Source organism: Bacillus sp. CCB-MMP212 (assembly GCF_022748145.1).
Classification (GTDB): domain Bacteria; phylum Bacillota; class Bacilli; order Bacillales; family Bacillaceae_G; genus Bacillus_A; species Bacillus_A cereus.
The window spans coordinates 495,663-517,307 of the sequence record NZ_JALDQE010000003.1 but is presented as its reverse complement, the minus strand read 5'-3'; the positions used below and the strand labels follow the sequence as shown (position 1 = coordinate 517,307).

The window sequence follows — 21,645 nt, the reverse complement described above, 5'->3', positions numbered from 1 at the left end:
ATTTCCTCCTACTATGAAAAAATGCGATTTCTACTTTAGAAACCGCATTTTCTTACTTATTTACCTTTTGTTTTTAGCTCTGTCCAGTAACGATCATAGTCTTTTAACTTATCGTCTACATCAACAAGCCATTCTGTACGATCTAACTCTTCTTTCGTTAAGAAAATCATGTGATTATCACGGTATTCTTTACTATGAAGAGGATGAGCTTTTTCATTTGGATTACTGTAACCAATTGACTCGTAGTTTTTCACACTTACTTTTTCATCAAGTAAGTAGTTCATAAACTTCTCAGCAAGCTCTTTATGTTTTGCACCCTTTGGAATTGCTAACGTATCAGCCCAAATTGTGCCGCCTTCTTTTGGTACAACGTATTCTACATCTTTATTATCTTTTGCGATAAATGCTGCATCTCCAGACCAAACTGTTCCGATCCAAGCATCTTCTGTAATGAATTTTTGTTTAATGTTATCTGTATCAAATGCTAATAAGTTTGGAAGCAGCTTCTTTAAATCATCTGCTGCTGTCTTTAACTCTGCATCTTCTTTTGTACTGTTTGAGAACCCGTGCTTCTTAAGACCCACTCCTAATACTTCACGAGAATCGTTTAATAACGTTACATGTCCTTTATATTTCTCATTCCATAAGTCAGCCCAGCTTGTAGGTGCTTCTTTCACATACTTTTTATTGTATGCAATCCCTGTTACACCCCAAGTGTACACTAAAGAATATTTATTCTCTGGATCAAACGCAGGTGTTTTGAAATTAGAAACCATGTTTTCGATATTTGGGATATTCTTTTTATCTAACGGCGCTAATAAATCCATTTTTGCCATTGTTTTAACCATGTAATCAGATGGTTGAATTAAATCATACTTTGCGCCACCAGCTTGTAATTTCGCAAGCATTTCTTCGTTACTTGCGTACTTATCATAGTTAATTTTCACATTATACTTCTTTTCAAAATCTCTTAGCACTTGCTCATCAAAATTGTCAGCCCAGCTATAAATATTTAATTCTTCTTTCTTTTCACCACAACCAGCAAGCACACCAGCAACAAGGCTAAAGCTAATTGCTGCGCCAGCTATTCTTTTCATTAATTTCATCGGTTTATTACCCCCTCGTACTTTCTATATCGTTCGTATTATAAAGGAAGGTGTCCTCCAGAGTTTTCTTCACCATCTGCACCTTTGTTACGGAAGATTTCAGATAGAACCATTAATCCTACGATAGCAACAATTAAAATTGTAGAAAGAGCATTAATTTCTGGTGATACTCCGCGCTTAACCATACTGTAAATGTATAATGGCAATGTTGTTGATCCTGGTCCTGATACGAAGAAACTAATTACAAAATCATCAATTGATAATGTGAATGTTAATAATGCTGCTGAAATAACTCCCGGTGCAATTGCTGGGAACGTTACAAAACGAAACGTTTGCCAAGGCGTTGCTCCTAAATCATTTGCAGCTTCTTCTAAGTCACGTCCCATACTTGAAAGACGCGCAGCTAAAATAACAACAACAAACGAAATACTAAATGTAATATGTGCAATAATAATCGTTGTTTGTCCAAGTTCCATTCCTAGCTGACTGAAAAGAATTAGTAAAGATAATCCCATTAAAATATCAGGAATTAAAATTGGTAAATATACAAGGCCATTAATAGCCCCTTCGAAACGATATTTATAACGATGTAAAGCAATCGCAAAGAATACACCAAGTACCGTTGTCACAATCGTTGTTATAACTGCAATCGTAATACTATTTACAAATGCATCAATAACATCTTGTTTTTGAAATAAATCTGTATACCAATGGAATGTAAAACCTTCCCACTCCGCATTAATGCGAGAGTCGTTGAAAGAATAGACCATTAAAACCATCATTGGAAAATACAAGAATAACAAAATTAACCAAGAATAAGAAACTAAAAACTTCTTCATCTTTGCCTATTCCCCTCCGTTCTCATTATATTTATATACTTTCGTTGCACGATAATATAAGTAAATTAACAGAACAGAGAATAGAACAACGATAATCGATAACGCAGATCCAAACGGCCAGTCACGTGCACCTAAGAATTGGTTTTGAATAACGTTTCCGATTAATGCTACTTTCGATCCGCCCATCACGTCTGATACAACAAACATTCCGATAGAAGAAACGAATACTAAAATAGAACCAGTCGCAATTCCTGACATTGTCATCGGCACTGTTATATTCCAAAATGCCTTTATTGGTGTTGCTCCTAAATCATAAGCCGCTTCTAGCTTACGCTTATCCAGCTGCTCAATTGCTGCATACACTGGTAAAATCATAAATGGTAATAAAGAATAGACCATTCCGAGTATTACAGAAGGCGTATTATATAATAAATTTAACGGTTCACTAATAATGCCGAGTTTTAATAACAACGTATTCACAAGACCTTGTGAACGTAAAATAACAATCCATGCGTATGAACGAACAAGAAAGTTAATCCAAAACGGGATCGTTGCCAATAATAAAAGAATAGAACGATATTTGCGGTCAACAATTGTAATTGTATACGCAAATGGATAACCAATTAATAAACATATTACTGTAGTAATAACTGCAATCTTAACAGTTTCCCATAACGTTCCTAAGTACAATGGATCAAACACACGGGATATATTCTCCAGCGTAAATTGCATTTCTACTGTCCCGTATGCTCCGCGCTGCATGAAGGCAAATCCTAATACGAATACGAGCGGGATTAGGAAGAAAATTAACAGCCACGCGACTGTAGGTAGTGCGAGTAATTTCCCTTTTTTCAATTTAAGGTCACCTCGTCCTCTTGCTCCCAGCCTACATATACATTATCTCCAATGCTCCACTGCGCTGCCTCTTCAGCAGTTTGATATGCCATTAGTAATTCTGATGTTTTCTCATCACGTACATAAAGCTTCTCCATATTTCCGACAAACTCGATATCTTCAATATGTCCAAGATGGTATTCTTTTAAAATTGGTTCTTCAACCGAACGTACTTTCACATTTTCAGGGCGAATTGCTACATAGCCTTCCCCATTTTTCACAATATTATTTTCACCAATGAATGTCGCAACGAACAATGTTTTCGGCTTATTATAAATTTCTTTCGGCGTTCCAATTTGTTCGATATGTCCTTTATTCATAACGACGATACGATCGCTCATGCTCATTGCTTCTTCTTGATCGTGCGTTACGTATATAAACGTAATTCCTAAATTACGTTGTAAGTTTTTCAATTCACGTTGCAAGTCTTTTCGTAACTTAAAGTCAAGCGCTCCAAGTGGCTCATCTAATAGTAATACACGCGGATTATTTACAATCGCTCTTGCAATTGCAACACGCTGCTGTTGTCCACCAGAAAGCTTAGCAGGTTTACGATTACGGAACTCAAGTAACTGCGTTAAACGCATTGCCTCTTCAGCACGCTCTTTCTGCTCTGCTGCTGATACTTTCTGCATTTTCATACCAAAACAAATATTCTTCTCTACTGTCATATGTGGGAATAGTGCGTAATGTTGGAACACTAGGTTCATATGACGCTTATATGGCGGCAAATCGTTAATTCTTTCATCATCTAATAAAAGATTCCCTTTAGTTGGAGTTTCAAATCCTGCGATCATACGAAGTAAAGTCGTTTTCCCGCAGCCACTCGGCCCTAAAATTGTTAAAAACTCTCCCTCTTTAATATCTAAAGAAAGAGGTGGGATAATCACTTGATTTCCAAAATGTTTTTCAACTGCTTCAACTTTAATAATCTTTTTCATTTTCCCGTCCTATCTACCTTAAATTTTAAATTTTTATATTCATGAATAAATATTTATGTTCTATAGACTATTTTTTGTTTCGATCCAAACAAAAATGGTTATTTAGCAAGCGTTCGTTTCTATTCTTTATGTAGTATGTTTGATTCATTTTCGCATGATACATAACGTCGAACAGAAAAACCCCTTCCATCGCGAAGGGGCTATTATCATACGGCTACGCCTACTGATAAACACCATCATCATTTTAACAACTTTCGTATGAATTTTAAAGCACTTTTTGTAGAAGAGTAACGAATTTTCATGTCGAATGCTGTAGATTGGGCTAAAATGCTTTTATAATGTGAAAAAGTCCGAAAACTTTCTTCCCCATGATAACCCCCTAATCCACTACTTCCAACACCCCCAAAAGGTAAATATGGCGTGGCAAGATGGTAGACAACATCATTAATACAGCCTCCACCATATGAAATATTACTCGTCACTTTCTTTTGTACTTCTTTATCTTCCGAAAATACATATAACGCTAACGGCTTCGGATGTTGCTGGATTGTGCCAATTACCTCTTCTATATTGTCGTACTCTATGATTGGTAAAATCGGGCCAAAAATTTCATCTTCCATAACAGCATCTTGCCATGTAATATCCGCTAGCACTGTCGGTTCAATATGTAATGTATCTTTCTTATAGTTTCCACCAATTACGACTTGACCATCTTGTAAAAATCCACATAATCGTTCAAAATGACGCTCACTTACAATACGCACGTAATTTTCATTTTGCAAAGGTTCTTTACTATACTGCTCTGTGATTTCATGTCGCAGTGCCTCAACTAGCTGTTCTTTCACGGAAGAATGCACGTACATATAATCAGGCGCTACACATGTCTGCCCTGCATTTAAAAACTTACCCCAAACAATTCTTCTTGCTGTCATCTCTATCTTTGCATCTTTATGTACAATACAAGGACTTTTCCCGCCAAGTTCTAACGTAAGCGGCGTCAACTGTTTCGCTGCTGCTTCCATTACAACTTTTCCAACGCCAACACTACCAGTAAAGAAAATATAATCAATTGGTTCCCTCAGCAAAGATGTACTCTCTTCAACGCCACCTTCTACTACCGCTACAAGCTCTTCTGGGAATAATTCACCTAACATTCTCTTAAGCACTTTTGAAACGCTTGGCGTTAACTCTGACGGCTTTAAAACGATTGTATTTCCAGCTGCAAGTGCTCCTACAAGTGGTGCAATTGCTAATTGAAAAGGATAGTTCCACGGTGCAATAATAAGCGTCACACCATACGGCTCTGGCACTACTTTTCCTTTTGATCCAAAATGAGTGAGTGCTGTTCGAACTCGCTTCGGTTTACTCCACGATGACATATGTTTCAATTGAAAGGAAATTTCTTTTAATACATATCCAACTTCCGTTGTAAACGACTCGTGAACTGACTTATTTAAATCTAATTTCAATGCCTGAAATATTTCTTCTTCAAAACGCTGAATGCCTTCATAAAGCTTCTTCAAATTATTCTTTCTCATTTCGATGCTTCTCGTATGCCCTTTTAAAAAATATTCCTTTTGCCTACTTACAATAGAGGTAATACTCATTCACTCACCTTCTCCCACTATTTTTATCCAATTCTTTCATTATTTATATAGACTTCATATATAACAAATTTCTATTCTTAAAGTTACATTATATATGACTTTTTCAGCTATATAAAATTCATTGCTCACAAAAAAACTACCGAAAGAAAATCTCTCGGTAGTTTCACAGTATTAACGATATAAACGAACAGCACCTGCAGAATTATCATCAGCTTGTCCTACTACTTCAAACTTCAGACCAAGCTTCGGTAAAATACGTCCTGCATCTGGAATCTGTTGATTAATATACGTTTTCGAATCATCAAATTTCGGTACACCCGCTAAGCCATCATACGTATACGTTCCACGCGTTGGAGATACAACTTTCCAAGCTGGCGTTTTATCGAATGAGAATGCAGCATCAGCGATTTGGAATCGTGTACTACTTTCAATTGTCGGTTTACCATTTAAAGTCCCTACAATTGCTTCTGGATGAGAATCAACTACACCAAGGAAACCATGTCCTGGATGTAAACCAACCCAGTTATCTGCGTAAGCTGAGTCTGCATACCATACAACCATACCTGAGTTATATTCTGGACCGCGAGCAAATTTCAATGCGCTATCTGATCCAGTATGGTTTCTCCACTCTACGTAGTAATTATGTTTTTTCTTCTCTGTTCCGCTAGATACAACGAAACCATCTAATTTTAATTGTGGTGTACCTTCTGCATCATCAGAGAATACTACTTTACCATCCACTGTTAATGAAGCATTATCAAGTAGGAAACCATTTAATGCTAAACCACCATCCGTAATGTACTCAAACGTTAATTTTACTTTTTTACCTTTGAATTGACTTAAATCATATGATTTGTCAATCCATTTTCCATTTGTCGAATCTGCATTTCCATTATTTGCTTTCTCGCCAAGTCTTTCAATTAACGTTTTTTGACCATCTTCTGTTACAGCATGTACTTCAAGGAAATCATACTCTGCTTCGATTTCATATAACGATTTGAAATCAAATTTCGCATTCGTTGCATTCGTTAAATCGAACAGTGGTGTTTCTAACGTTGTATGAAGATTGTCACCTTTTGTACTGTAGTAATACTGTTTACCAAATGCTGGTGCAATTGTTTTTACATCTTTATCTGGTAAGTTAACACGAATCATACCTGGACGGTTAGATTTCGTAACACTTTGATCTAAATATGTTGCTAGACCGATACCTTTATTTAATTTCTCGTAATCTACTTCTACGATATTTGCCCAGTTACCACCGATTGTTTTTTGGAAAAACTCTTTATTTTGTGGTGAAAAACTCGTCGGTGTTGTTCCAGCGATTTTACCCGCCCAGCTGCCGCCACTCATAACAGACCAAGCTTGAATTGGCTCACCATGACCCGTATAGTCTGTATCATACTCATCTGGAAGACCTAAATCATGACCATATTCATGCGCGAATACACCAACTGCGCCATCTTCTGGTTCAATTGTGTAGTCGAATGCTGCCATCTTTCCGCCCCAATATGGAACTTTCGCTTGTGTACCTTCAATTGCGAATGGTTTTGGTCCAACTGTCCAGCGATGTGACCAAATTGCATCATCACCTAATTTACCACCGCCAGCTTCTTGTCCAACACCCGCATGAATAATCATTAAATGATCGATTAAACCGTCAGGTTGATTTTGATTTCCATCACCATTTACATCGTATTGATCGAACTGATCAAACTGTGATAAATCAAGACCGCTATCTACAGCTGCCTTTAATGCATCTTTTACTAGATCACGTGGTCCTTTTGGTCCTTTATTATCATGACCTGTAGCAGCATCTGCACCGTAATCAGCAGCTTTACCAGGAACTGTTAACCATTTTGTAACTGTTCCATCCACTGTGTAACTACCACCGGATTGCTCTTCGTAATATTGTTTAAACGTTTCGATTTTGCTACCATCCTCTAATGCGAATGGCTCATTACCAAATAACATTTTTTCATAATGCTCTTTGTTAAAATCGTCAGTATACATATAACCAGGTTCTTTATCAATATTGTTATGTTTAAAGTCAGCGTACTCTACAAGTAAAACGAGTACTTTATCTTTACGAACTTCACCGTTATATTCTTTTCCCTTTGCTGGAGAAGTTGGTACTTTACCATTTAGACCACCCTTAACTGGGCCTGTCGCTGCAGGTGTCCCTGTTGCTGGCTGATTTAGTTTTTCTTTCGTGTCTGCTTTCGCATCTTTCACTTTCTTTAAAAAGTCAGATGCTTCTTTCGTAAGTTGATCCCCATTTGTTGCTTCTTTCCCAGGATTTTCACCCTTTTTGTTCTCTACATACTTTTCAACAGCTTTCTTTGTTTCTTTCTCTGAAGCTGAAGAATCAATTACCCCACGTTTTTTCAGTGCATCTGCTAAACGTTCTTCTGGAATTAAATGATCATCGACTGGGCTCGTAGCTGTCTTATTCACAGGTGTTTCAGCATATGCAGATTGAGTGCCAGCTCCGAATGAAAGGCCTAATACAGCTGTTAAAGCGATTGATGACAAAACTTTGAACGGTTTCTTGTTCATCCCATATTTCCTCCCCTAATAAATAATATGTATTACAAATTGAATTTTATTAAAAATTCAATATTTTTTCAATATTTAGTCATATTATGTAATGTTTTTAATATATTTGTAAAAATTTCATAGTTAGCATACGAATATATCACAATTCAACAATGTTTTCTGAAAATATTGAAAGTTTTTATCGAACAATTTATAATTTCCATAGAGGGAGTTTAATGGGGATTTTATCTTTGTTTCATCTACAAAATATTTGATAATTCACTATATAAAACACAAAATCCGATTGCATTATCATGTATTCTGTAGCAGCAATTATGACCGATAATTAGGGAGGAATTACATTTGTACAAAGATAAGACAGACGCACTGGATCAAGAATGGATTGATTTAATACTTGAAGCTCTAGATGCTGGTATCGCCATGCAAGACATTGAGCAATTTTTCCAACGTATGAAGCCATCCAGTCAGGCTCAATAGGTTTGTTCTTTTTAACGAAGTTTATGTTATAATAATGACATCATAAGACAACTACATATTGATAGAAAGGTGCGCAAATATGATTGGAGAACGTATAAAACGCCTTCGTTTACAAAAAGGGATTTCATTAACTGAACTTGCCGAAAAAGCTGGCGTTGCTAAATCTTACATTAGTTCTATAGAACGAAATTTACAAAAAAACCCTTCCATTCAGTTTCTTGAAAAAATCGCAGCAGTTCTACAAATTCCAGTTGATACTTTACTTCATGATGAAACAACAAAGGAAACTAACCTAGACTCCGAATGGACACAACTCGTTAAAGATGCAATGAACTCTGGTGTCTCCAAAGAACAATTTCGTGAATTTCTTGAATTTACAAAGTGGAAGCAAAATCAAAAATAATAATAGAAAGAAGTGCTTACAACCAGCACTTCTTTTTCTTTATAAAAAAAAGCGGGAATACCCGCTTTTTTATTATTTTTCTTCCCCAGCTTCTTGGTTAGCATTGAATGTCCATTCTAAATTCAATGTATCACCTTGGAAGATATTTTGGTCTTTTCCATCATCTACAAATTCAAATTGCACCCATAGATAATCCTCTGTACCAGCTGCTAATCCACCCTTTTCTCCCCACTCAGGAGCAAAGATGTCTTTAGCTAAAAGATCTGGATCCACATTTTGTAAGTCTGCTAAAGTTGTTTCGTATACAGGCTCACTTTGTTTATCCCAGTTCCAAAGGAATTTTACTTTAACGTGCTTACCAAAGTCTTCACCAGCATTATCACCTTTTGCATCTTTAACAGTATACTTTGTTGCTAATTTAACGTCTTTAATAGTTAACGAACCGCTGTTTTGTAATAAGAACTCTTTCTTAACAGAATCCCCTGGTTTTAAATCTTTAATATCTACAAGCGTCTTAGGGTTTAATGTAAGGTCTAACGTCCCAGCTGCAAATGTATTGTTTGATACTTCTTTATCGCTAAAGAATGCAAATGTTCCTCCACCAATTAAAGCTAACCCCAATGCTGCTGATGCAACTCCCATACCTAATTTCTTTTTCAGACTCACAATCAATTCCCCCTAGCTTTTTTTTATATTTTTATCACTTATTTTTCAATAAGAGATGTAAAGAAAACTATATTAGCTTAGCTAATATGTGTTCTTTTTTAAAAACCTTATGTTCATTATAACGAACAAACCTATATAAACACAACACATATTTATTAATATTTTCAGTTATTTTTATTGCTCAATATTATTTAGACTTTTCAGAAAAACGAATGATAATTTATATCTTTTTTCACACTCAAATCATTTAATACTATAAGAAAAAGCAAAACAAAGAGGTGAGGGCTAACTTTCCCTCACACTCGTATAAATATTACTAGTCTTGCTTATTCGTTCACACCCTCTTACACCACATTCTTGTTTTCCGGCTGTTTCACTAAAGCAGTTACTCCGCTTTCTTCTGCTCTTCTACTTTCTTTTGTTCTTCTACTTTCTTCTGTTCTTCTACTTTCTTTTGTTCTTCTGCTTTCTTCTGTTCTTCTACTTTCTTCTGTTCTTCTGCTTTCTTCTGTTCTTCTACTTTCTTCTGTTCTTCTACTTTTTTCTGTTCTTCTACTTTCTTCTGTTCTTCTACTTTTTTCTGTTCTTCTACTTTCTTCTGTTCTTCTACTTTCTTTTGTCCTTCCGCTTCAATTGCAACGTTTAATTGTTGCTGAAGAGCCTGAATTTGCTCATCAATAGCTTTCAAGCTAATTTCTTTCTCAATATAGTCACGTTTCTCTTTGATACTGCGAAAGCCTTCATTTACATATACGGACACTTGCTGCATCGACTCATCTTTATTTACCTTTAATTCTTCTTGTATTTGATTGTAAGGAGCTTCTATTTCAGTATATACATTTTGCAGAGCTTCCTTCTCAGCAACAATTTTCTCACGCCCTTGTTGCCATACAGAAATCGCCTGTTTTATTTCTTCAATAGAAGTTGCTTTCGATTTTCCCTTCATCGTTCCATACTCACGCTCAATAAACTGTTTATGTTTCTCAGATTGCTCTTTTAACGTATTAACTGTTTTCGGAAATATAATTGCTGTAGAAAGCGTCGCTTCTACTTTCGTTTCATGAATGAACGCCGCTTCTGTATGAGTCATAATTTGAGATCCTAAATAAAACGTAATAGAACACATACACGGCAATATAAGCATCTTTTTAAAATTACGCGGTCTTTTCAGCATCTTAATCTCTCCCATCGAACATTACGTTCTTTATACAGAACATTATCTATATTATAGTAAAGAACTATTAAAATTGATAGACAAATACTAGAAAAATAGAAAAAGGGCTATCCATGTGATAGCCCTTTTTGTTATTATCTTTCTTCACCTGCTGTTTGTTGTGCATCAAACGTCCAATTTAATTGTAACTTATCGCCTTGGAATTGATTTTGATCTTTTCCATTATCAACGAACTCAAATTTCACTTTGAATTTATCAGATTTACCTGCTGAAATACCTTTTTCATCCCAGAACCAAGCCGATAAATCATTATCTACAGCTGTAAGTGTGTCACCTTTTAATTTATCTAAAGTAGTTTGTTTCACAATTGTCTCATGCTTATCTACATTTTTTAAGAATGTTACTTTAATATGTTTACCAAAATCATCTTTATTATCTTTCTTTACATCTTCTACATTATAATCTGTTTTCAGTAAAACCTTTTTAATATCTAAAGATCCTTTATTTTCCAGTTTAAATTCTTTTTCAATTGTATCCCCAGGTTTTAAATTCGATACGTTAACAACTGTTGATGGATTTAATGCTAAATCCAGTGTCCCAGCCGCAAATGTATTGTTTGACACTTCTTTATCACTGAAAAATGCAAATGTTCCTCCACCAACTAACGCTGCTCCTAGTACTGCTGATGTAATACCCATTCCTAATTTTTTCTTTAAAGTCATGTCCATATCCCCTTAATATATATATATTTGTTAACTTCCTAAACGGAAAGTATAACCAAACGAACTAGACGGATTGTTCTACTTTTTTATCTTTCTTTTCTCCGTCAATGCTACGAATAGCCCCAAAAATAGAAATCGCGGAATATCCAAGTAAAAAGACTCCTGGAATAATAAGAAGTAATGCTGCTCCCGCTTTTGAATTCGCATAATTCAGTAAATAACCAACGTACGGAACTGTAATATCTGCATACTTTCCAACTACATTTTCTGCAAGTACTGGCTCTAAATCTGGTCCGTTGTTGTTATCCCCTTTTGTTTCATACATTACTTTTCCATTTGTATCTTTCACACCGATAATACGGTGAGTGATAATTTTTTGATCTTTCTCTTTAAAGGTAATAACATCACCTTTTTGATATTTAGAACCATCTTTGTTTGGTTCTATTGCAATGATTGATCCCGTTAAAAACGTCGGCTCCATTGATCCTGAAAGAACGCTCTTAAATTGATATCCCATCACTGTCGGATCACCACCGCTTGCTTTTGAAGAAATAACTACAAAAGCTAAAAAAACCATCAATGCAAATAAAACAAATGAGATCGCGTTGCTAATTATCTTCCATATTAATTTCATCGTCTCTCTCCCTCTCCGTTGTTTTATATTATTTGAAGTATGCAATGTTCATTTACTCTCGTTCTTTAACAAGAACACAAGTAAATGATATAACGAACTTTAAGTTATTGCAATAAGAAAATTTACAATTATTAGTTAAATATCTTTTTAGCATATAAAAAAGACTGTGACAAAATCTCTCCACAGTCTTTTTACTACTACGTTATTTTTCTTCTGTTTTCATCCCTTTTGTATTACGGCGTAACACTACATATAAAATGGCTCCAAATAATACAATTGCGCCTATCCCAACACTTATTACTTTCACATTTGACTCTTTTTCCTCAGATGCAACTGTATCTTTCTTAGGCATCGCAAAAGTGACATCTTCTGTTGAAAGAACATTTACCGTCGCAATTGTTTGATTATTTTTCGTAATATCAACTGCACCAACTACCTCACCACGATGTATTCCTTTATGATATAAAGATTCTTTATCTAATGCAGCCGCCCGGAAAATAGTTTTCACATTTTTTCCTTCATCTTTCTTAAGCATAAGCTCCGCACTTTGTTCCAACTCAGAATTAACATCTTTATTTAAATATGTTGTTTTTTGATGCCAATTATGTTTATCCAGCACCATTTGCTTCGTAAATTGACCGAAAGAATATTCCGCCATCTGCTTCAAATCTTCATAAATTTCAGGTCTTTGAGAAGCCATTACTACGCTTATAATACGGTTTCCATCTTTCTCATTTAATAAAACAAGTGTATTACGCGCTTCATTCGTAAACCCTGTCTTACCGCCAATGCTATATGGATTTTCAAAAAAATTAGATTTATTAAAAATAGACACCGTCTGCCTAGACGTCGTAACTGTCGTTCTTTTCGTATTCATCGCTTGTAAAATTTCAGGATACTTTTGCACACCCTTCGTAATCATAGCCATATCATACGGCGTCGTATAATGGTTCGGATCATGCAGTCCATTCGGTGTTACAAAGTGGCTATCTTTCGCCCCTAATTGCTTCGCTTTCTCATTCATCATATTAGCGAAATTCTCAACACTCCCGCCAATCCGCTCCGCAATCGCATACGACACATCATTCGCACTCAGCACCATTAAAATCATAAGCGCAGTATTTCTATTAATTGTCTCTCCAGGTTGAAACTCAATTTGATAATTACTCTTCTCTTGATCTAATGCTAATTGTGAAAATGGAAATTGATCCTCTGGCTTTGTATGCTCCATGAGTAAAATCGCTGTTAACACCTTCGTCGTACTAGCAGGATATGCTCGGTGATATGCGTTTTTGTCATACAAAACATCTCCTGTTTTCGCATCAATTGTCGTTGCAAACTGACTAAAAACATTCGGTCCTTCTGCAGGTGGTGGTGCAACTTGTTCTGGATTTACTCCAATATTCGTCTCAGCACGCAATGTCATAGGTGTCAACAAAAACAAACAAATAACTGTAATAAAAACCAAAATTTTCTTAAAATTTACCATATGACTCTCCCTTTTCCATTTACTCCTCTAACAAAATAAGAAATCTACCAATCATATGTAATTTGTATTAAACTGGAAGAATTTTCACTATTTTTTACTATATCATATTTTTACGATAAAGAACATAAATATACAATAAAAATAAGAAGGAATTACTCTTTCTTATCCTTCTCATCTATCAACGAATCTATTAACTTTTGACTAGCTTCCTCGGGCGTAATCTCATCGGTTATCCCCATAAACGACCAACCTTTAGAATCGACCCACTCAACAAACTCTTGTAAAAATTCATCATGTGTAACATCCACATCAAGAATCGAGCCATTAATCGAAATCGTTCTATTTTTAGACACGCGCATCTTGAACGTTTTTCTTACCATTACAACTTTTCTCCCTCTACTTCTGAATATTTATAAAGTGAAACTTTCATCAACCCTCACCAATCGGACTTTTACGGCCATCCCAATCCCAACCTAACTTCTTTACTTTTGCTAAATTTCGAGGTAAGGGATCTTACTGCCCGCAAATAGCGAGATAAAATAATCATGTATCTCTGTTATACATGATTTTCAGTAAATTGTAAAAAGGATATATTGGCCAATTTAAATAGCAAAAATGAAAATCTCTTACCTACGCAAACGTAATACGACATACAATCGCTCATAAATTATTAAATAAATCCATAAAAATATACACTTTAAAACATAATTGAGTAAGCCATTCTAGTCTTTTGGAAGATATTATCTAAAATAGTATACTAAACGGATAAAGGATATTTGAATAAAGAAACTGAGGCTTTCTATTTAGCTGGACTCTTAAATTGTAGACTTAGAGACTGATGCCGGAATTCATATTTAATTTCTATTTCTGTACATAATATCGTAAGAAAGAAGGTAGTACTGTGAAAACAACAGAAAATTTTACTGACAGGGCCGATATATATGCAAAATATCGCCCTAGTTATCCTAATGAATATATTGATTACTTGCTTTCAGCTAACCAACTGAAAGGGAATCGGATTGTGGCTGATATTGGTTCAGGTACGGGGATATTTAGCCACCAGCTGCTTGAAAGTGGTTTACATGTTGTTGGAGTTGAACCAAATGATGATATGAGGAAGATCGCTGAGCAATCGTTAAAACTATATTCTCGTTTTCAATCCATAAAAGCAACTGCTGAACATACTACTTTAAAAGAAAATAGTGTAGATTTAGTAACTGTTGCCCAAGCATTTCATTGGTTTAATAAAGAGGCTTTCAAAATCGAATGCCAACGAATTTTAAAACAAAAAGCAAATGTTGCACTTGTTTGGAATAGTAGAGATTTAACTAGTCCACTTATTAAAGAGAATGCAGAAATTTGCCAGAAAACCTGTCCAAACTTTAAAGGCTTTAGCGGTGGAATAGATGAAACTCCAGAAGTATTTAACAACTTTTTTAAAGATGGAAAGTATGATTTTAAAGAATATCAAAATGATTTACTTTTTGATTATGAAGGGTTTTTGGGAAGGAATTTATCAGCATCTTATGCTCCGAAAGAAAATGACGAACAGTATAAAAATTTTATTTTTCTCCTATCAGAGCTATTCGAAAAATACAGTAAAGATGGAAAAATTATTCTCCCGAATTTAACACGAAGCTATCTAGGCAATGTATAAACAGCCTGATACAAAGAGACTTTGAACGGAATTAAAACAAACCTAGCCCCTTCCTGAATATAGAATGGGGTTAGGCTTGTTTTGCATTTTACCACATCAAATTCAAATGACTTTCGTACAATAAAGTAGAATATATTAGAAAGCACCTTAAACTGAGGAGGAACTCAATGGCGCGTTGTACGTATTGTAAAACGAAATGGAAAGTAAAAGATGTATGGTCGATACTCATGACATTTGAAAAAGATTGTCCGTATTGTTTTGGGAGGCAATATCTATCAAAGAAAACAGTGAACGCTATGCCAGAACTCATAAGCTTACCTTTACACTTCTTGTTCCCTTTTCTTGTTGATTTGAGTGATGAAGGTCCTTTAGATTGGTATCAGAAATAATATAACCTCTACATCCAAAGACTACTTTCTACTAAATTCGCTTCTCATCATTATCCCTTCATACATTACTCTCATAATCGCTTATACTTTCCCTTTTGAAGGTCCCGTAACTCAGCAGGAAGAGCTTCCCCTGGACAAGGTTTATCAATTATGACTAAAAAACAGTGATATATGTATACTGTTAAACATAAAAAATTAGCATTAGGTTCCAATCAAATATTAATTGAAACCCAACACTACTTGTATTCTGTAATTCAGAATACAAGTAGTGTTTTTTATTATGCATTTTTGCATACAGTATGATTTTCTCTTGTAAATAGATAATAATGGTATATAATAAAACCAACGTTTTACCAATAAAAGGTAATAGAGAGACGTGTGATAAGTAAATAACCAAAACGTATTAACAGATTTGTTCTATGTAAATCATGATACATATATAGAATCAAAACTATGAAATTTTATGTAGAGGTTAGATTACTACAAGATGAAAGATTCATAGCGAATACACTCGAGGAAAAAAGCGGTCGATTAGATTAATGTTATAAAACTACTTGATGTGATATCTATCGAACGAATTGAGAATATACTTAGGGGGAATTTCAAGTGAAAACATTTAGTAAAGTATTATTAACAGGAGCTTTAGCTTTAGGCGGTTTAACAGCTATGAACATTGAAACACCGAAGGCACATGCTGACGGAGCAAGCGAGTTCTGTCGTTATATTTGTGGTCCTAGCGAAACGTTGGATGGCTTCACAATTCAATTACACGCTACAGAGTACAGCTACGGCCAAAATATGATTGCAAAAATCACAAATGATAGAGCTGAAGATGTGCGCTATCGTGTAACTATTGAAAAGAAATGGGCAAGTGGCTGGGGTTACTATGAAACTGACTTCAATTTTGGCTCCGAATTACCAGCTGGAACAAACGAAGAATTTTCCAATACAACTGGTTTGGGTGGACAACTTTCAGAAAACGGGGAGTATCGTTACAAAGTTGAAATTACAAATGTTGACGGTTCTGTAGATACAATTTATACAGCTTCAATGACACTTACAGGAAGATAATTCATGAACAAGCTCCATTATTTATGATTGTATTTTTGATAATATCATTAATAATTGCGGTAATATTATTATTATTAAAATAAGCTCTTCGGAGCTTATTTTTTTATATAAAAATTGGAATGATAATATTCAGAAAATTACATCTTTACACTACTAAAGTTTGTTGCTATTATAGGAATACATCAAATGTTACAATATTCAACAGATTATACAAATCCTCCGATTACACGAATGAAATGAAAACACATTGCTGATGGTAACATTTATAGTTGGGATCCCGTAGCTCAGCAGGGAGAGCGCCACCTTGACAGGGTGGAGGTCGTGAGTTCGAGCCTCTCCGGGATCATAAAACCTAATAGTATCAAGGCTTGAGAGAGTATTCTCAAAAGCTAAAACTGTGGAGGTCTCCATCAGACACCACAAGTTAAAAGAGGACTACTTCTAGTCAGCAAACCAGCTGACTCAGGGGTAGTCCTCTTTTTGTTTCCATAAAACTGAGAAAGGACTGAAAAGAAAATGCTACTTAAGTTTGCTATGAAGAATTTCAAGGAGGAAAAAGAGTTCGCTAATCTGTCCCCCTCGTACAATTGTAGTTAGCATACGAGCTGGAAAAATCTCTGAAACTCTTAGTTTTAATCTAGACGAATTAACTGAGGAGGTAAACAACGATACGTTTAATAGATAATACCTGCCGGGCCGACTCGAACATCCTAATTTAATGATACCCTAATTAGTACTTCTATACAAAAATCAAGCAGGGATTTCTCCCTGCTTCTGTTAATTGCTTTTATTGAGAAGATTAGCCACCAATATTCTTATCTGCCATTCTATACAATTTATATCTATTTCGCCCTCTTCTTTTTCCGATTTCTAAATATAATCTCTAACGCTACTACTGTGATGAATCCAACAGTTAGTTGTATGCTTGTAAATAGCAACTTATCATTTAGCGGAATATCAGGTGCACTCCACAGCAGCACTGGAGGAACAAGTATGCCAATGATTACAATAGCTCTCATTATCTTTCCCATTTTGTTTCCCCTATCGTATTTTTAAAATCTATATGTATTTTCCAACTAACTTATAATTCTACTAATTTCTCACGTAGAATCAATTCACTCTCAGTCATATACCCTCTATGCATTTCCTCTACAATCTTATCGTGATTAAAACATAATACTTTTTCATCCCCAAGATAGCCAACTGGGTAAGGAACACCTACGTAATCAAAATCACGTTTATCTGCTGATACAACCATTCTTCCAATAATCATTACAATTTGTTCTATATCTTCTAGCTTAACTACTGTTCCGATTGGTAAAAGTTTCATAGTTATTCTCCTTTTCTTTTCTTTTTAATAATGTAGTCTATTAAAGTAAGTCCACCTAACCCGATTGCACCATAAACAAGCATGCCGAATGTATGTACCATTTTTTCTTTTAATGAAAATGGAGCTATTAGCCCTGCAATGATTACAATTACAATTGCTATCATCATTACGATTCTCGCAATTTTTATCATCATACTACTCCTTTGTATTCTTCTCAAATTTAGCAAAAAAACCTCCGCCATGAGCTTTACCAAAGTATGCACCCATCTCTTGACCGAGGTGTATTTTAGCCCCTCCAGTACCAAACCCATATTCTAAACGAACTGTTAAATCATGATCCTTAAAAAATGGGATAAAGTCTGGAATATCAATTTTTTCAAATAAAACTTCATATTTCTGTGCTGTAACTTCCGCTCCTAACTGAAAAGTATACTCATCTATTCCAACAACAGCAGATGCATCTGCAAACTTTTGTGTAACTGTTGCTTTTTCTGCAAAACCGCTATTTATTTCTTTTTCTATTGAGTCCTCAAAAAGAGAAGCACCAACTTTAAACCCTACTAACCCCCCTCCTGCAACATCACTAATAAATGTCTTTTCATCCATTGGAACACTGGTCTCTAAGGAGCCATTTCCCCCTTTAAAAGTAAGCTTTGTTCCTTTCGAAATCTCATATTCACCTTTTATCAATGAACCTTCTGCTTTCATTCCCACTCGATTTCCTTCTGCTAATTTAAAATCACCTGTTAAAGTTTCGTAATCCCCTTTAAAAGGTTTCCCAGTTAAAATACTGGAAGCCAACGCAATAGCAACATCCATGTTATCTACTTGTTCAAATTTATTAGCAGAATCAAGAAGAAACTTCTCAAGTGGCTCCAATATGATTATAAATTGTGCCATCTTAAAGGATGAATCACGGAAATCCGTATTAAATTTCATATAGGTTGAGCCCAACCAATTACTAGAAATCATATCAATATCTCGTTTTAGTCGCTCCTGTGTTGCAGTTGCATTCGTGATAGTTGATCTAATAGTCCCTGCCACTTTTCGCAACTGTTCAGGAGTAACTTTTATATCCCCCATAGCCATTCCCCTTTTAAATATTTATATAGAATATTTTACCACAATAGAGTTTTTGCAACTATGAATATCTTATATAATCTTAAAAATCAGAAGTCTTTTTTCTCCTCAGGGTTATCCTTATGGCACTTGAAATTATAACTTATGCATTTGTGCTAACTCTGTAATATAACCTACTTTTTTGTATCTTTTTAATGATAATTTCTGCCTGTCCAAATGTTCTTTGATTTATTTCTTCTCTTATTTGCTTCAATGTTTCTCTCGTTCCATCTGGTCCTCTCACATCTATCACGACAGTCTGATTTGAACCTTCGGGCAAATATTTCAATCTATCTTCCAACTGTTTTACTACAATGTTTATTAATGAAAGTCTACCACTAGATTTCATTAATAAACATTGTAGTTTTTAACTTCTATTAAAACATTAAACATTTTTGGTTTTACTTCGTTAAATCTCTGTTAAAATTGTTCTCTACTCGCTCCATTCCATTGTATAGCGATATTCTTAATTTGATTGTATAAGTCATTATGTAAGTATTCTAAGAAGTGCCTGATGTTATTTACTGTCTTTGCAGTCTGTTCTAACCGTTCAGGCGTTACTTTTATCTATACCATTCCTTCTTTACATATTGATTTATTTGTTTCTTCATTATAAATAGCAAAATAAAAACCAGCAACTTTAAGGTTGCTGGCTTAGCTCTTATTCATATTCGAAAAAACAATAACAACTGCTCCAAACAAATAATGCCCTACTACCATCCACATACTCCAATCAAAAATCATAAGCAATAACCAAAGTGATATATTCATAGCAGCAAATAATAAATATAAAATGAAATCTCTCTTTTGTATTGCTCCTCTATTCATCAAAATGTAAACAGCACCGATAGGAGGAAAAAGACAAATATTTTTCTTAACACCCACGGATACGAAATTACTGTCTGCATATGAATCTCCTTTTCATCATAATACTTGCTTCAACATCGGCCTCACTACCCTATATTTATCACTATAAGCTTCCTTTATGATTAAAGGCGGGTAATCACTTTTTTCTTCCTCAATCATTGTGAATACTTCTGTTTTCTCTTGTAATGTATTAGATTCTTTATTTTTAGTAGTTTTTTTACTTGTTTTAATTTTCTTTGTTACTTCGCCAAGTTTTTGCCCAACTTCTTCTATTTTGGCAGATTCATTCGTAACATAGTATTCTTGTTCGTCCCATACTAACATAGGTGGCACTTGTTCTCGTTTGTTACATATTATATAAGTAGTACTAGCTACAAGTAGTAGACAAGTTAATAAATAGAAGATAGTTTTTTTATTCATATACTACACTCCTTATCTATCATTTCATTGGATTATATAATACAAGTCATTTATAGTAAATGGATTTAGTGGTAATTTTTAGGTTGAATAATAAAGAAAAACCTTACCGCAGTAAGGTTCCGTTTTTACATTCTATAGTGACCGACTTATTAAAACAATCATTACAATAATCGCAATAAACATAATAACTAAACAGCCGATCATTTTATAAAATCCTCGTTTCGTTAACGTCCCGCCTTGAACGTCTTTACGAATAAATAAGAATACCGCTAAAAATAATACAAGCCCAATGCCAAAAGCATACATCATTTGCATATGTTAATCTTCCTTTCTCTCTTCCATCTTAATATCTTTTTGCCAAAACAACAAATGAGATAAAGACGGTACTCATTGTAAGTGCCATAAGTATATTCAATAATTCAGTAGCAGATAGTGTAAGTATTTTTAAGTTTAAGCCGATAGAGAAAAGAAGATAATATGCCGTTAACGCAAAAAAGCTGAAGAACATTCCTTTATAACGAATGAGTTTCATTCGCTCATCTTTTTCTTTAAATTGCGGGTGTAAGTAACTAAGGCAGAAACACATAACCATCATTGCAAGTAACGTATAAGTAGGACTTGGCGGTGCAGAATGCGTCATTATACCTGTTAATATCATAAATCCACTCATAAATAGAAAAATAACACCCATAATTACAAAGTACTTTTGTGAATAATTCATCCCTATTCCCCCTCTTCTTTTCCTTCATAAATAAATACATGTTCTATCGTTGTCTGAAATGTTTTCGCTATTTCAAATGCTAGCGGAAGTGATGGATCGTATTTCCCTTTTTCAATTGAGATAATGGTTTGTCTGGAAACCCCGAGTTTCTCAGCCAGTTTTTCTTGAGATAGTCCAAATTTCTTTCGGTATTCGACCATTTTATTTTCCAAGGAAATTTCTCCCTCCTCCCATATATCGAGTATATATGTAAAGTAAACTTTACGTCAAGGTTCCTTTACATTTATCCTAATCATTTTTCACTCTATTTATATAGAAGAAACTTGTTCGATTTCAGCACGTCTATTTTGTAATAAAACATGGAACACTGTATGTAATCGTTACTATATTTCCTCCTCACCTTTTTTTAAATTTAATATCTTCATATTTGTTTTATCCTTTTAAAATATTTCATTCTCTTCTTTATTAGATGAAATGTGTTATTGGTTTTACGGTGTTTTTTGGCATATTTATAGAAACTAACGGGTTATGAACCATTTTTTATGTTTAACAACTTTTTT

27 protein-coding genes, 1 tRNA gene and 1 pseudogene are annotated in these 21,645 nt (G+C 34.7%); 6 read left to right on the top strand and 23 right to left on the bottom strand.

What is annotated here, in order from left to right:
* Positions 1-56: 56 nt before the first annotated feature.
* The 6 genes from potD to inhA1 form a co-directional block, all read right to left on the bottom strand.
* Positions 57-1,106, bottom strand: a complete 1,050-nt coding sequence (gene potD, locus MRP26_RS11065; protein ID WP_000772490.1) for a spermidine/putrescine ABC transporter substrate-binding protein PotD — start codon at positions 1,104-1,106, stop codon at positions 57-59.
* Between the two features lie 38 nt (positions 1,107-1,144).
* Complete coding sequence (gene potC, locus MRP26_RS11060; protein ID WP_000714190.1) at positions 1,145-1,945, bottom strand: spermidine/putrescine ABC transporter permease PotC; 801 nt, start codon at positions 1,943-1,945, stop codon at positions 1,145-1,147.
* A 6-nt stretch (positions 1,946-1,951) separates the two neighbouring features.
* On the bottom strand, positions 1,952-2,800 hold the full coding sequence (gene potB, locus MRP26_RS11055; protein ID WP_000715500.1) for a spermidine/putrescine ABC transporter permease PotB: 849 nt from the start codon (positions 2,798-2,800) through the stop codon (positions 1,952-1,954).
* Complete coding sequence (gene potA / locus MRP26_RS11050; protein ID WP_000720333.1) at positions 2,797-3,780, bottom strand: spermidine/putrescine ABC transporter ATP-binding protein PotA; 984 nt, start codon at positions 3,778-3,780, stop codon at positions 2,797-2,799. The genes potB and potA overlap by 4 nt, the downstream gene beginning before the upstream one ends.
* A gap of 239 nt (positions 3,781-4,019) precedes the next feature.
* On the bottom strand, positions 4,020-5,387 hold the full coding sequence (locus MRP26_RS11045) for an aldehyde dehydrogenase (RefSeq protein ID WP_242806151.1): 1,368 nt from the start codon (positions 5,385-5,387) through the stop codon (positions 4,020-4,022).
* A 171-nt stretch (positions 5,388-5,558) separates the two neighbouring features.
* Complete coding sequence (gene inhA1 / locus MRP26_RS11040) at positions 5,559-7,946, bottom strand: M6 family metalloprotease immune inhibitor InhA1 (protein WP_061660516.1); 2,388 nt, start codon at positions 7,944-7,946, stop codon at positions 5,559-5,561.
* A 342-nt stretch (positions 7,947-8,288) separates the two neighbouring features.
* Between inhA1 and MRP26_RS11035 the strand changes: the two genes are divergently transcribed.
* Positions 8,289-8,423: an anti-repressor SinI family protein gene (locus tag MRP26_RS11035; protein WP_000276219.1), complete on the top strand. Its 135-nt coding sequence runs from the start codon at positions 8,289-8,291 to the stop codon at positions 8,421-8,423.
* A 79-nt stretch (positions 8,424-8,502) separates the two neighbouring features.
* Positions 8,503-8,826, top strand: a complete 324-nt coding sequence (locus MRP26_RS11030) for a helix-turn-helix domain-containing protein (RefSeq protein WP_000578885.1) — start codon at positions 8,503-8,505, stop codon at positions 8,824-8,826.
* Between the two features lie 72 nt (positions 8,827-8,898).
* Here MRP26_RS11030 and calY read toward each other — a convergent pair whose 3' ends face one another.
* The 6 genes from calY to MRP26_RS11000 form a co-directional block, all read right to left on the bottom strand.
* Positions 8,899-9,492, bottom strand: a complete 594-nt coding sequence (gene calY / locus MRP26_RS11025) for a biofilm matrix protein CalY (protein ID WP_000053715.1) — start codon at positions 9,490-9,492, stop codon at positions 8,899-8,901.
* A gap of 385 nt (positions 9,493-9,877) precedes the next feature.
* A complete protein-coding gene (locus MRP26_RS11020; protein ID WP_242806150.1) occupies positions 9,878-10,666 on the bottom strand; it encodes a DUF4047 domain-containing protein in 789 nt (262 codons plus the stop codon).
* A 134-nt stretch (positions 10,667-10,800) separates the two neighbouring features.
* Entirely contained in the window at positions 10,801-11,388 is a 588-nt protein-coding gene (locus tag MRP26_RS11015; protein ID WP_000172852.1) for a CalY family protein, read from the bottom strand.
* 64 nt (positions 11,389-11,452) lie between these two features.
* On the bottom strand, positions 11,453-12,022 hold the full coding sequence (sipW, locus tag MRP26_RS11010; protein WP_000767792.1) for a signal peptidase I SipW: 570 nt from the start codon (positions 12,020-12,022) through the stop codon (positions 11,453-11,455).
* Positions 12,023-12,224: 202 nt separating this feature from the next.
* Positions 12,225-13,511 (bottom strand): D-alanyl-D-alanine carboxypeptidase family protein, encoded by a 1,287-nt coding sequence (locus MRP26_RS11005; RefSeq protein ID WP_242806149.1) that lies wholly within the window; start codon positions 13,509-13,511, stop codon positions 12,225-12,227.
* 152 nt (positions 13,512-13,663) lie between these two features.
* Complete coding sequence (locus MRP26_RS11000) at positions 13,664-13,891, bottom strand: hypothetical protein (protein WP_000251856.1); 228 nt, start codon at positions 13,889-13,891, stop codon at positions 13,664-13,666.
* Between the two features lie 521 nt (positions 13,892-14,412).
* Here MRP26_RS11000 and MRP26_RS10995 point away from each other — a divergent pair.
* The 4 genes from MRP26_RS10995 to MRP26_RS10980 all read left to right on the top strand — a co-directional run bounded on the left by MRP26_RS10995 (position 14,413) and on the right by MRP26_RS10980 (position 16,974).
* Positions 14,413-15,168 (top strand): class I SAM-dependent methyltransferase, encoded by a 756-nt coding sequence (locus MRP26_RS10995; protein ID WP_242806148.1) that lies wholly within the window; start codon positions 14,413-14,415, stop codon positions 15,166-15,168.
* Positions 15,169-15,335: 167 nt separating this feature from the next.
* Entirely contained in the window at positions 15,336-15,557 is a 222-nt protein-coding gene (locus MRP26_RS10990) for a hypothetical protein (protein WP_242806147.1), read from the top strand.
* A 606-nt stretch (positions 15,558-16,163) separates the two neighbouring features.
* On the top strand, positions 16,164-16,628 hold the full coding sequence (locus tag MRP26_RS10985) for a hypothetical protein (protein WP_242806146.1): 465 nt from the start codon (positions 16,164-16,166) through the stop codon (positions 16,626-16,628).
* Positions 16,629-16,901: 273 nt separating this feature from the next.
* Positions 16,902-16,974, top strand: a tRNA-Val gene (locus tag MRP26_RS10980).
* Positions 16,975-17,470: 496 nt separating this feature from the next.
* On the opposite strand, the gene MRP26_RS10975 is transcribed toward MRP26_RS10980, so the two are convergent.
* The 11 genes and pseudogenes from MRP26_RS10975 to MRP26_RS10925 all read right to left on the bottom strand — a co-directional run bounded on the left by MRP26_RS10975 (position 17,471) and on the right by MRP26_RS10925 (position 21,297).
* Positions 17,471-17,659, bottom strand: a complete 189-nt coding sequence (locus tag MRP26_RS10975; RefSeq protein WP_000516409.1) for a hypothetical protein — start codon at positions 17,657-17,659, stop codon at positions 17,471-17,473.
* 50 nt (positions 17,660-17,709) lie between these two features.
* Positions 17,710-17,958, bottom strand: coding sequence for a DUF4176 domain-containing protein (locus tag MRP26_RS10970; RefSeq protein ID WP_000771619.1), 249 nt, complete (start codon positions 17,956-17,958; stop codon positions 17,710-17,712).
* Between the two features lie 2 nt (positions 17,959-17,960).
* A complete protein-coding gene (locus MRP26_RS10965; RefSeq protein ID WP_000589990.1) occupies positions 17,961-18,149 on the bottom strand; it encodes a hypothetical protein in 189 nt (62 codons plus the stop codon).
* 4 nt (positions 18,150-18,153) lie between these two features.
* Positions 18,154-19,041, bottom strand: a complete 888-nt coding sequence (locus MRP26_RS10960) for a WXG100 family type VII secretion target (RefSeq protein ID WP_000502309.1) — start codon at positions 19,039-19,041, stop codon at positions 18,154-18,156.
* Positions 19,042-19,180: 139 nt separating this feature from the next.
* On the bottom strand, positions 19,181-19,366 hold the full coding sequence (locus MRP26_RS10955) for a hypothetical protein (protein ID WP_242806145.1): 186 nt from the start codon (positions 19,364-19,366) through the stop codon (positions 19,181-19,183).
* 131 nt (positions 19,367-19,497) lie between these two features.
* The gene (locus MRP26_RS10950) at positions 19,498-19,644 is read right to left on the bottom strand and encodes a WXG100 family type VII secretion target (protein WP_080546092.1); all 147 of its coding nucleotides are present in this window, start codon (positions 19,642-19,644) and stop codon (positions 19,498-19,500) included.
* Between the two features lie 87 nt (positions 19,645-19,731).
* Positions 19,732-19,985: pseudogene (locus MRP26_RS10945) on the bottom strand (hypothetical protein).
* Between the two features lie 16 nt (positions 19,986-20,001).
* Positions 20,002-20,364 carry a hypothetical protein gene (locus tag MRP26_RS10940; protein ID WP_088024937.1) on the bottom strand — a complete coding sequence of 121 codons (363 nt, stop codon included), beginning with the start codon at positions 20,362-20,364 and terminating at the stop codon, positions 20,002-20,004.
* 132 nt (positions 20,365-20,496) lie between these two features.
* The gene (locus MRP26_RS10935) at positions 20,497-20,679 is read right to left on the bottom strand and encodes a DUF3976 domain-containing protein (protein ID WP_001178297.1); all 183 of its coding nucleotides are present in this window, start codon (positions 20,677-20,679) and stop codon (positions 20,497-20,499) included.
* Between the two features lie 28 nt (positions 20,680-20,707).
* Complete coding sequence (locus MRP26_RS10930) at positions 20,708-21,085, bottom strand: hypothetical protein (protein WP_053564975.1); 378 nt, start codon at positions 21,083-21,085, stop codon at positions 20,708-20,710.
* 2 nt (positions 21,086-21,087) lie between these two features.
* Positions 21,088-21,297 carry a helix-turn-helix transcriptional regulator gene (locus MRP26_RS10925; RefSeq protein ID WP_000428506.1) on the bottom strand — a complete coding sequence of 70 codons (210 nt, stop codon included), beginning with the start codon at positions 21,295-21,297 and terminating at the stop codon, positions 21,088-21,090.
* Between the last annotated feature and the right edge of the window lie 348 nt (positions 21,298-21,645).

Coding starts and splice junctions, on each gene's coding strand:
- MRP26_RS10970 (WP_000771619.1), bottom strand. CDS start 17,958: ATGAAACTTTTACCAATCGGAACAGTAGTTAAGCTAGAAGATATAGAA.
- MRP26_RS10960 (WP_000502309.1), bottom strand. CDS start 19,041: ATGGGGGATATAAAAGTTACTCCTGAACAGTTGCGAAAAGTGGCAGGG.
- MRP26_RS11015 (WP_000172852.1), bottom strand. CDS start 11,388: ATGACTTTAAAGAAAAAATTAGGAATGGGTATTACATCAGCAGTACTA.
- MRP26_RS11045 (WP_242806151.1), bottom strand. CDS start 5,387: ATGAGTATTACCTCTATTGTAAGTAGGCAAAAGGAATATTTTTTAAAA.
- MRP26_RS10940 (WP_088024937.1), bottom strand. CDS start 20,364: ATGAATAAAAAAACTATCTTCTATTTATTAACTTGTCTACTACTTGTA.
- MRP26_RS10965 (WP_000589990.1), bottom strand. CDS start 18,149: ATGATAAAAATTGCGAGAATCGTAATGATGATAGCAATTGTAATTGTA.
- inhA1 (WP_061660516.1), bottom strand. CDS start 7,946: ATGAACAAGAAACCGTTCAAAGTTTTGTCATCAATCGCTTTAACAGCT.
- MRP26_RS10935 (WP_001178297.1), bottom strand. CDS start 20,679: ATGCAAATGATGTATGCTTTTGGCATTGGGCTTGTATTATTTTTAGCG.
- MRP26_RS11020 (WP_242806150.1), bottom strand. CDS start 10,666: ATGCTGAAAAGACCGCGTAATTTTAAAAAGATGCTTATATTGCCGTGT.
- potA (WP_000720333.1), bottom strand. CDS start 3,780: ATGAAAAAGATTATTAAAGTTGAAGCAGTTGAAAAACATTTTGGAAAT.
- MRP26_RS10930 (WP_053564975.1), bottom strand. CDS start 21,085: ATGAATTATTCACAAAAGTACTTTGTAATTATGGGTGTTATTTTTCTA.
- MRP26_RS10975 (WP_000516409.1), bottom strand. CDS start 17,659: ATGGGAAAGATAATGAGAGCTATTGTAATCATTGGCATACTTGTTCCT.
- MRP26_RS11030 (WP_000578885.1), top strand. CDS start 8,503: ATGATTGGAGAACGTATAAAACGCCTTCGTTTACAAAAAGGGATTTCA.
- MRP26_RS11005 (WP_242806149.1), bottom strand. CDS start 13,511: ATGGTAAATTTTAAGAAAATTTTGGTTTTTATTACAGTTATTTGTTTG.
- potD (WP_000772490.1), bottom strand. CDS start 1,106: ATGAAATTAATGAAAAGAATAGCTGGCGCAGCAATTAGCTTTAGCCTT.
- MRP26_RS11000 (WP_000251856.1), bottom strand. CDS start 13,891: ATGGTAAGAAAAACGTTCAAGATGCGCGTGTCTAAAAATAGAACGATT.
- sipW (WP_000767792.1), bottom strand. CDS start 12,022: ATGAAATTAATATGGAAGATAATTAGCAACGCGATCTCATTTGTTTTA.
- potC (WP_000714190.1), bottom strand. CDS start 1,945: ATGAAGAAGTTTTTAGTTTCTTATTCTTGGTTAATTTTGTTATTCTTG.
- MRP26_RS10990 (WP_242806147.1), top strand. CDS start 15,336: ATGGCGCGTTGTACGTATTGTAAAACGAAATGGAAAGTAAAAGATGTA.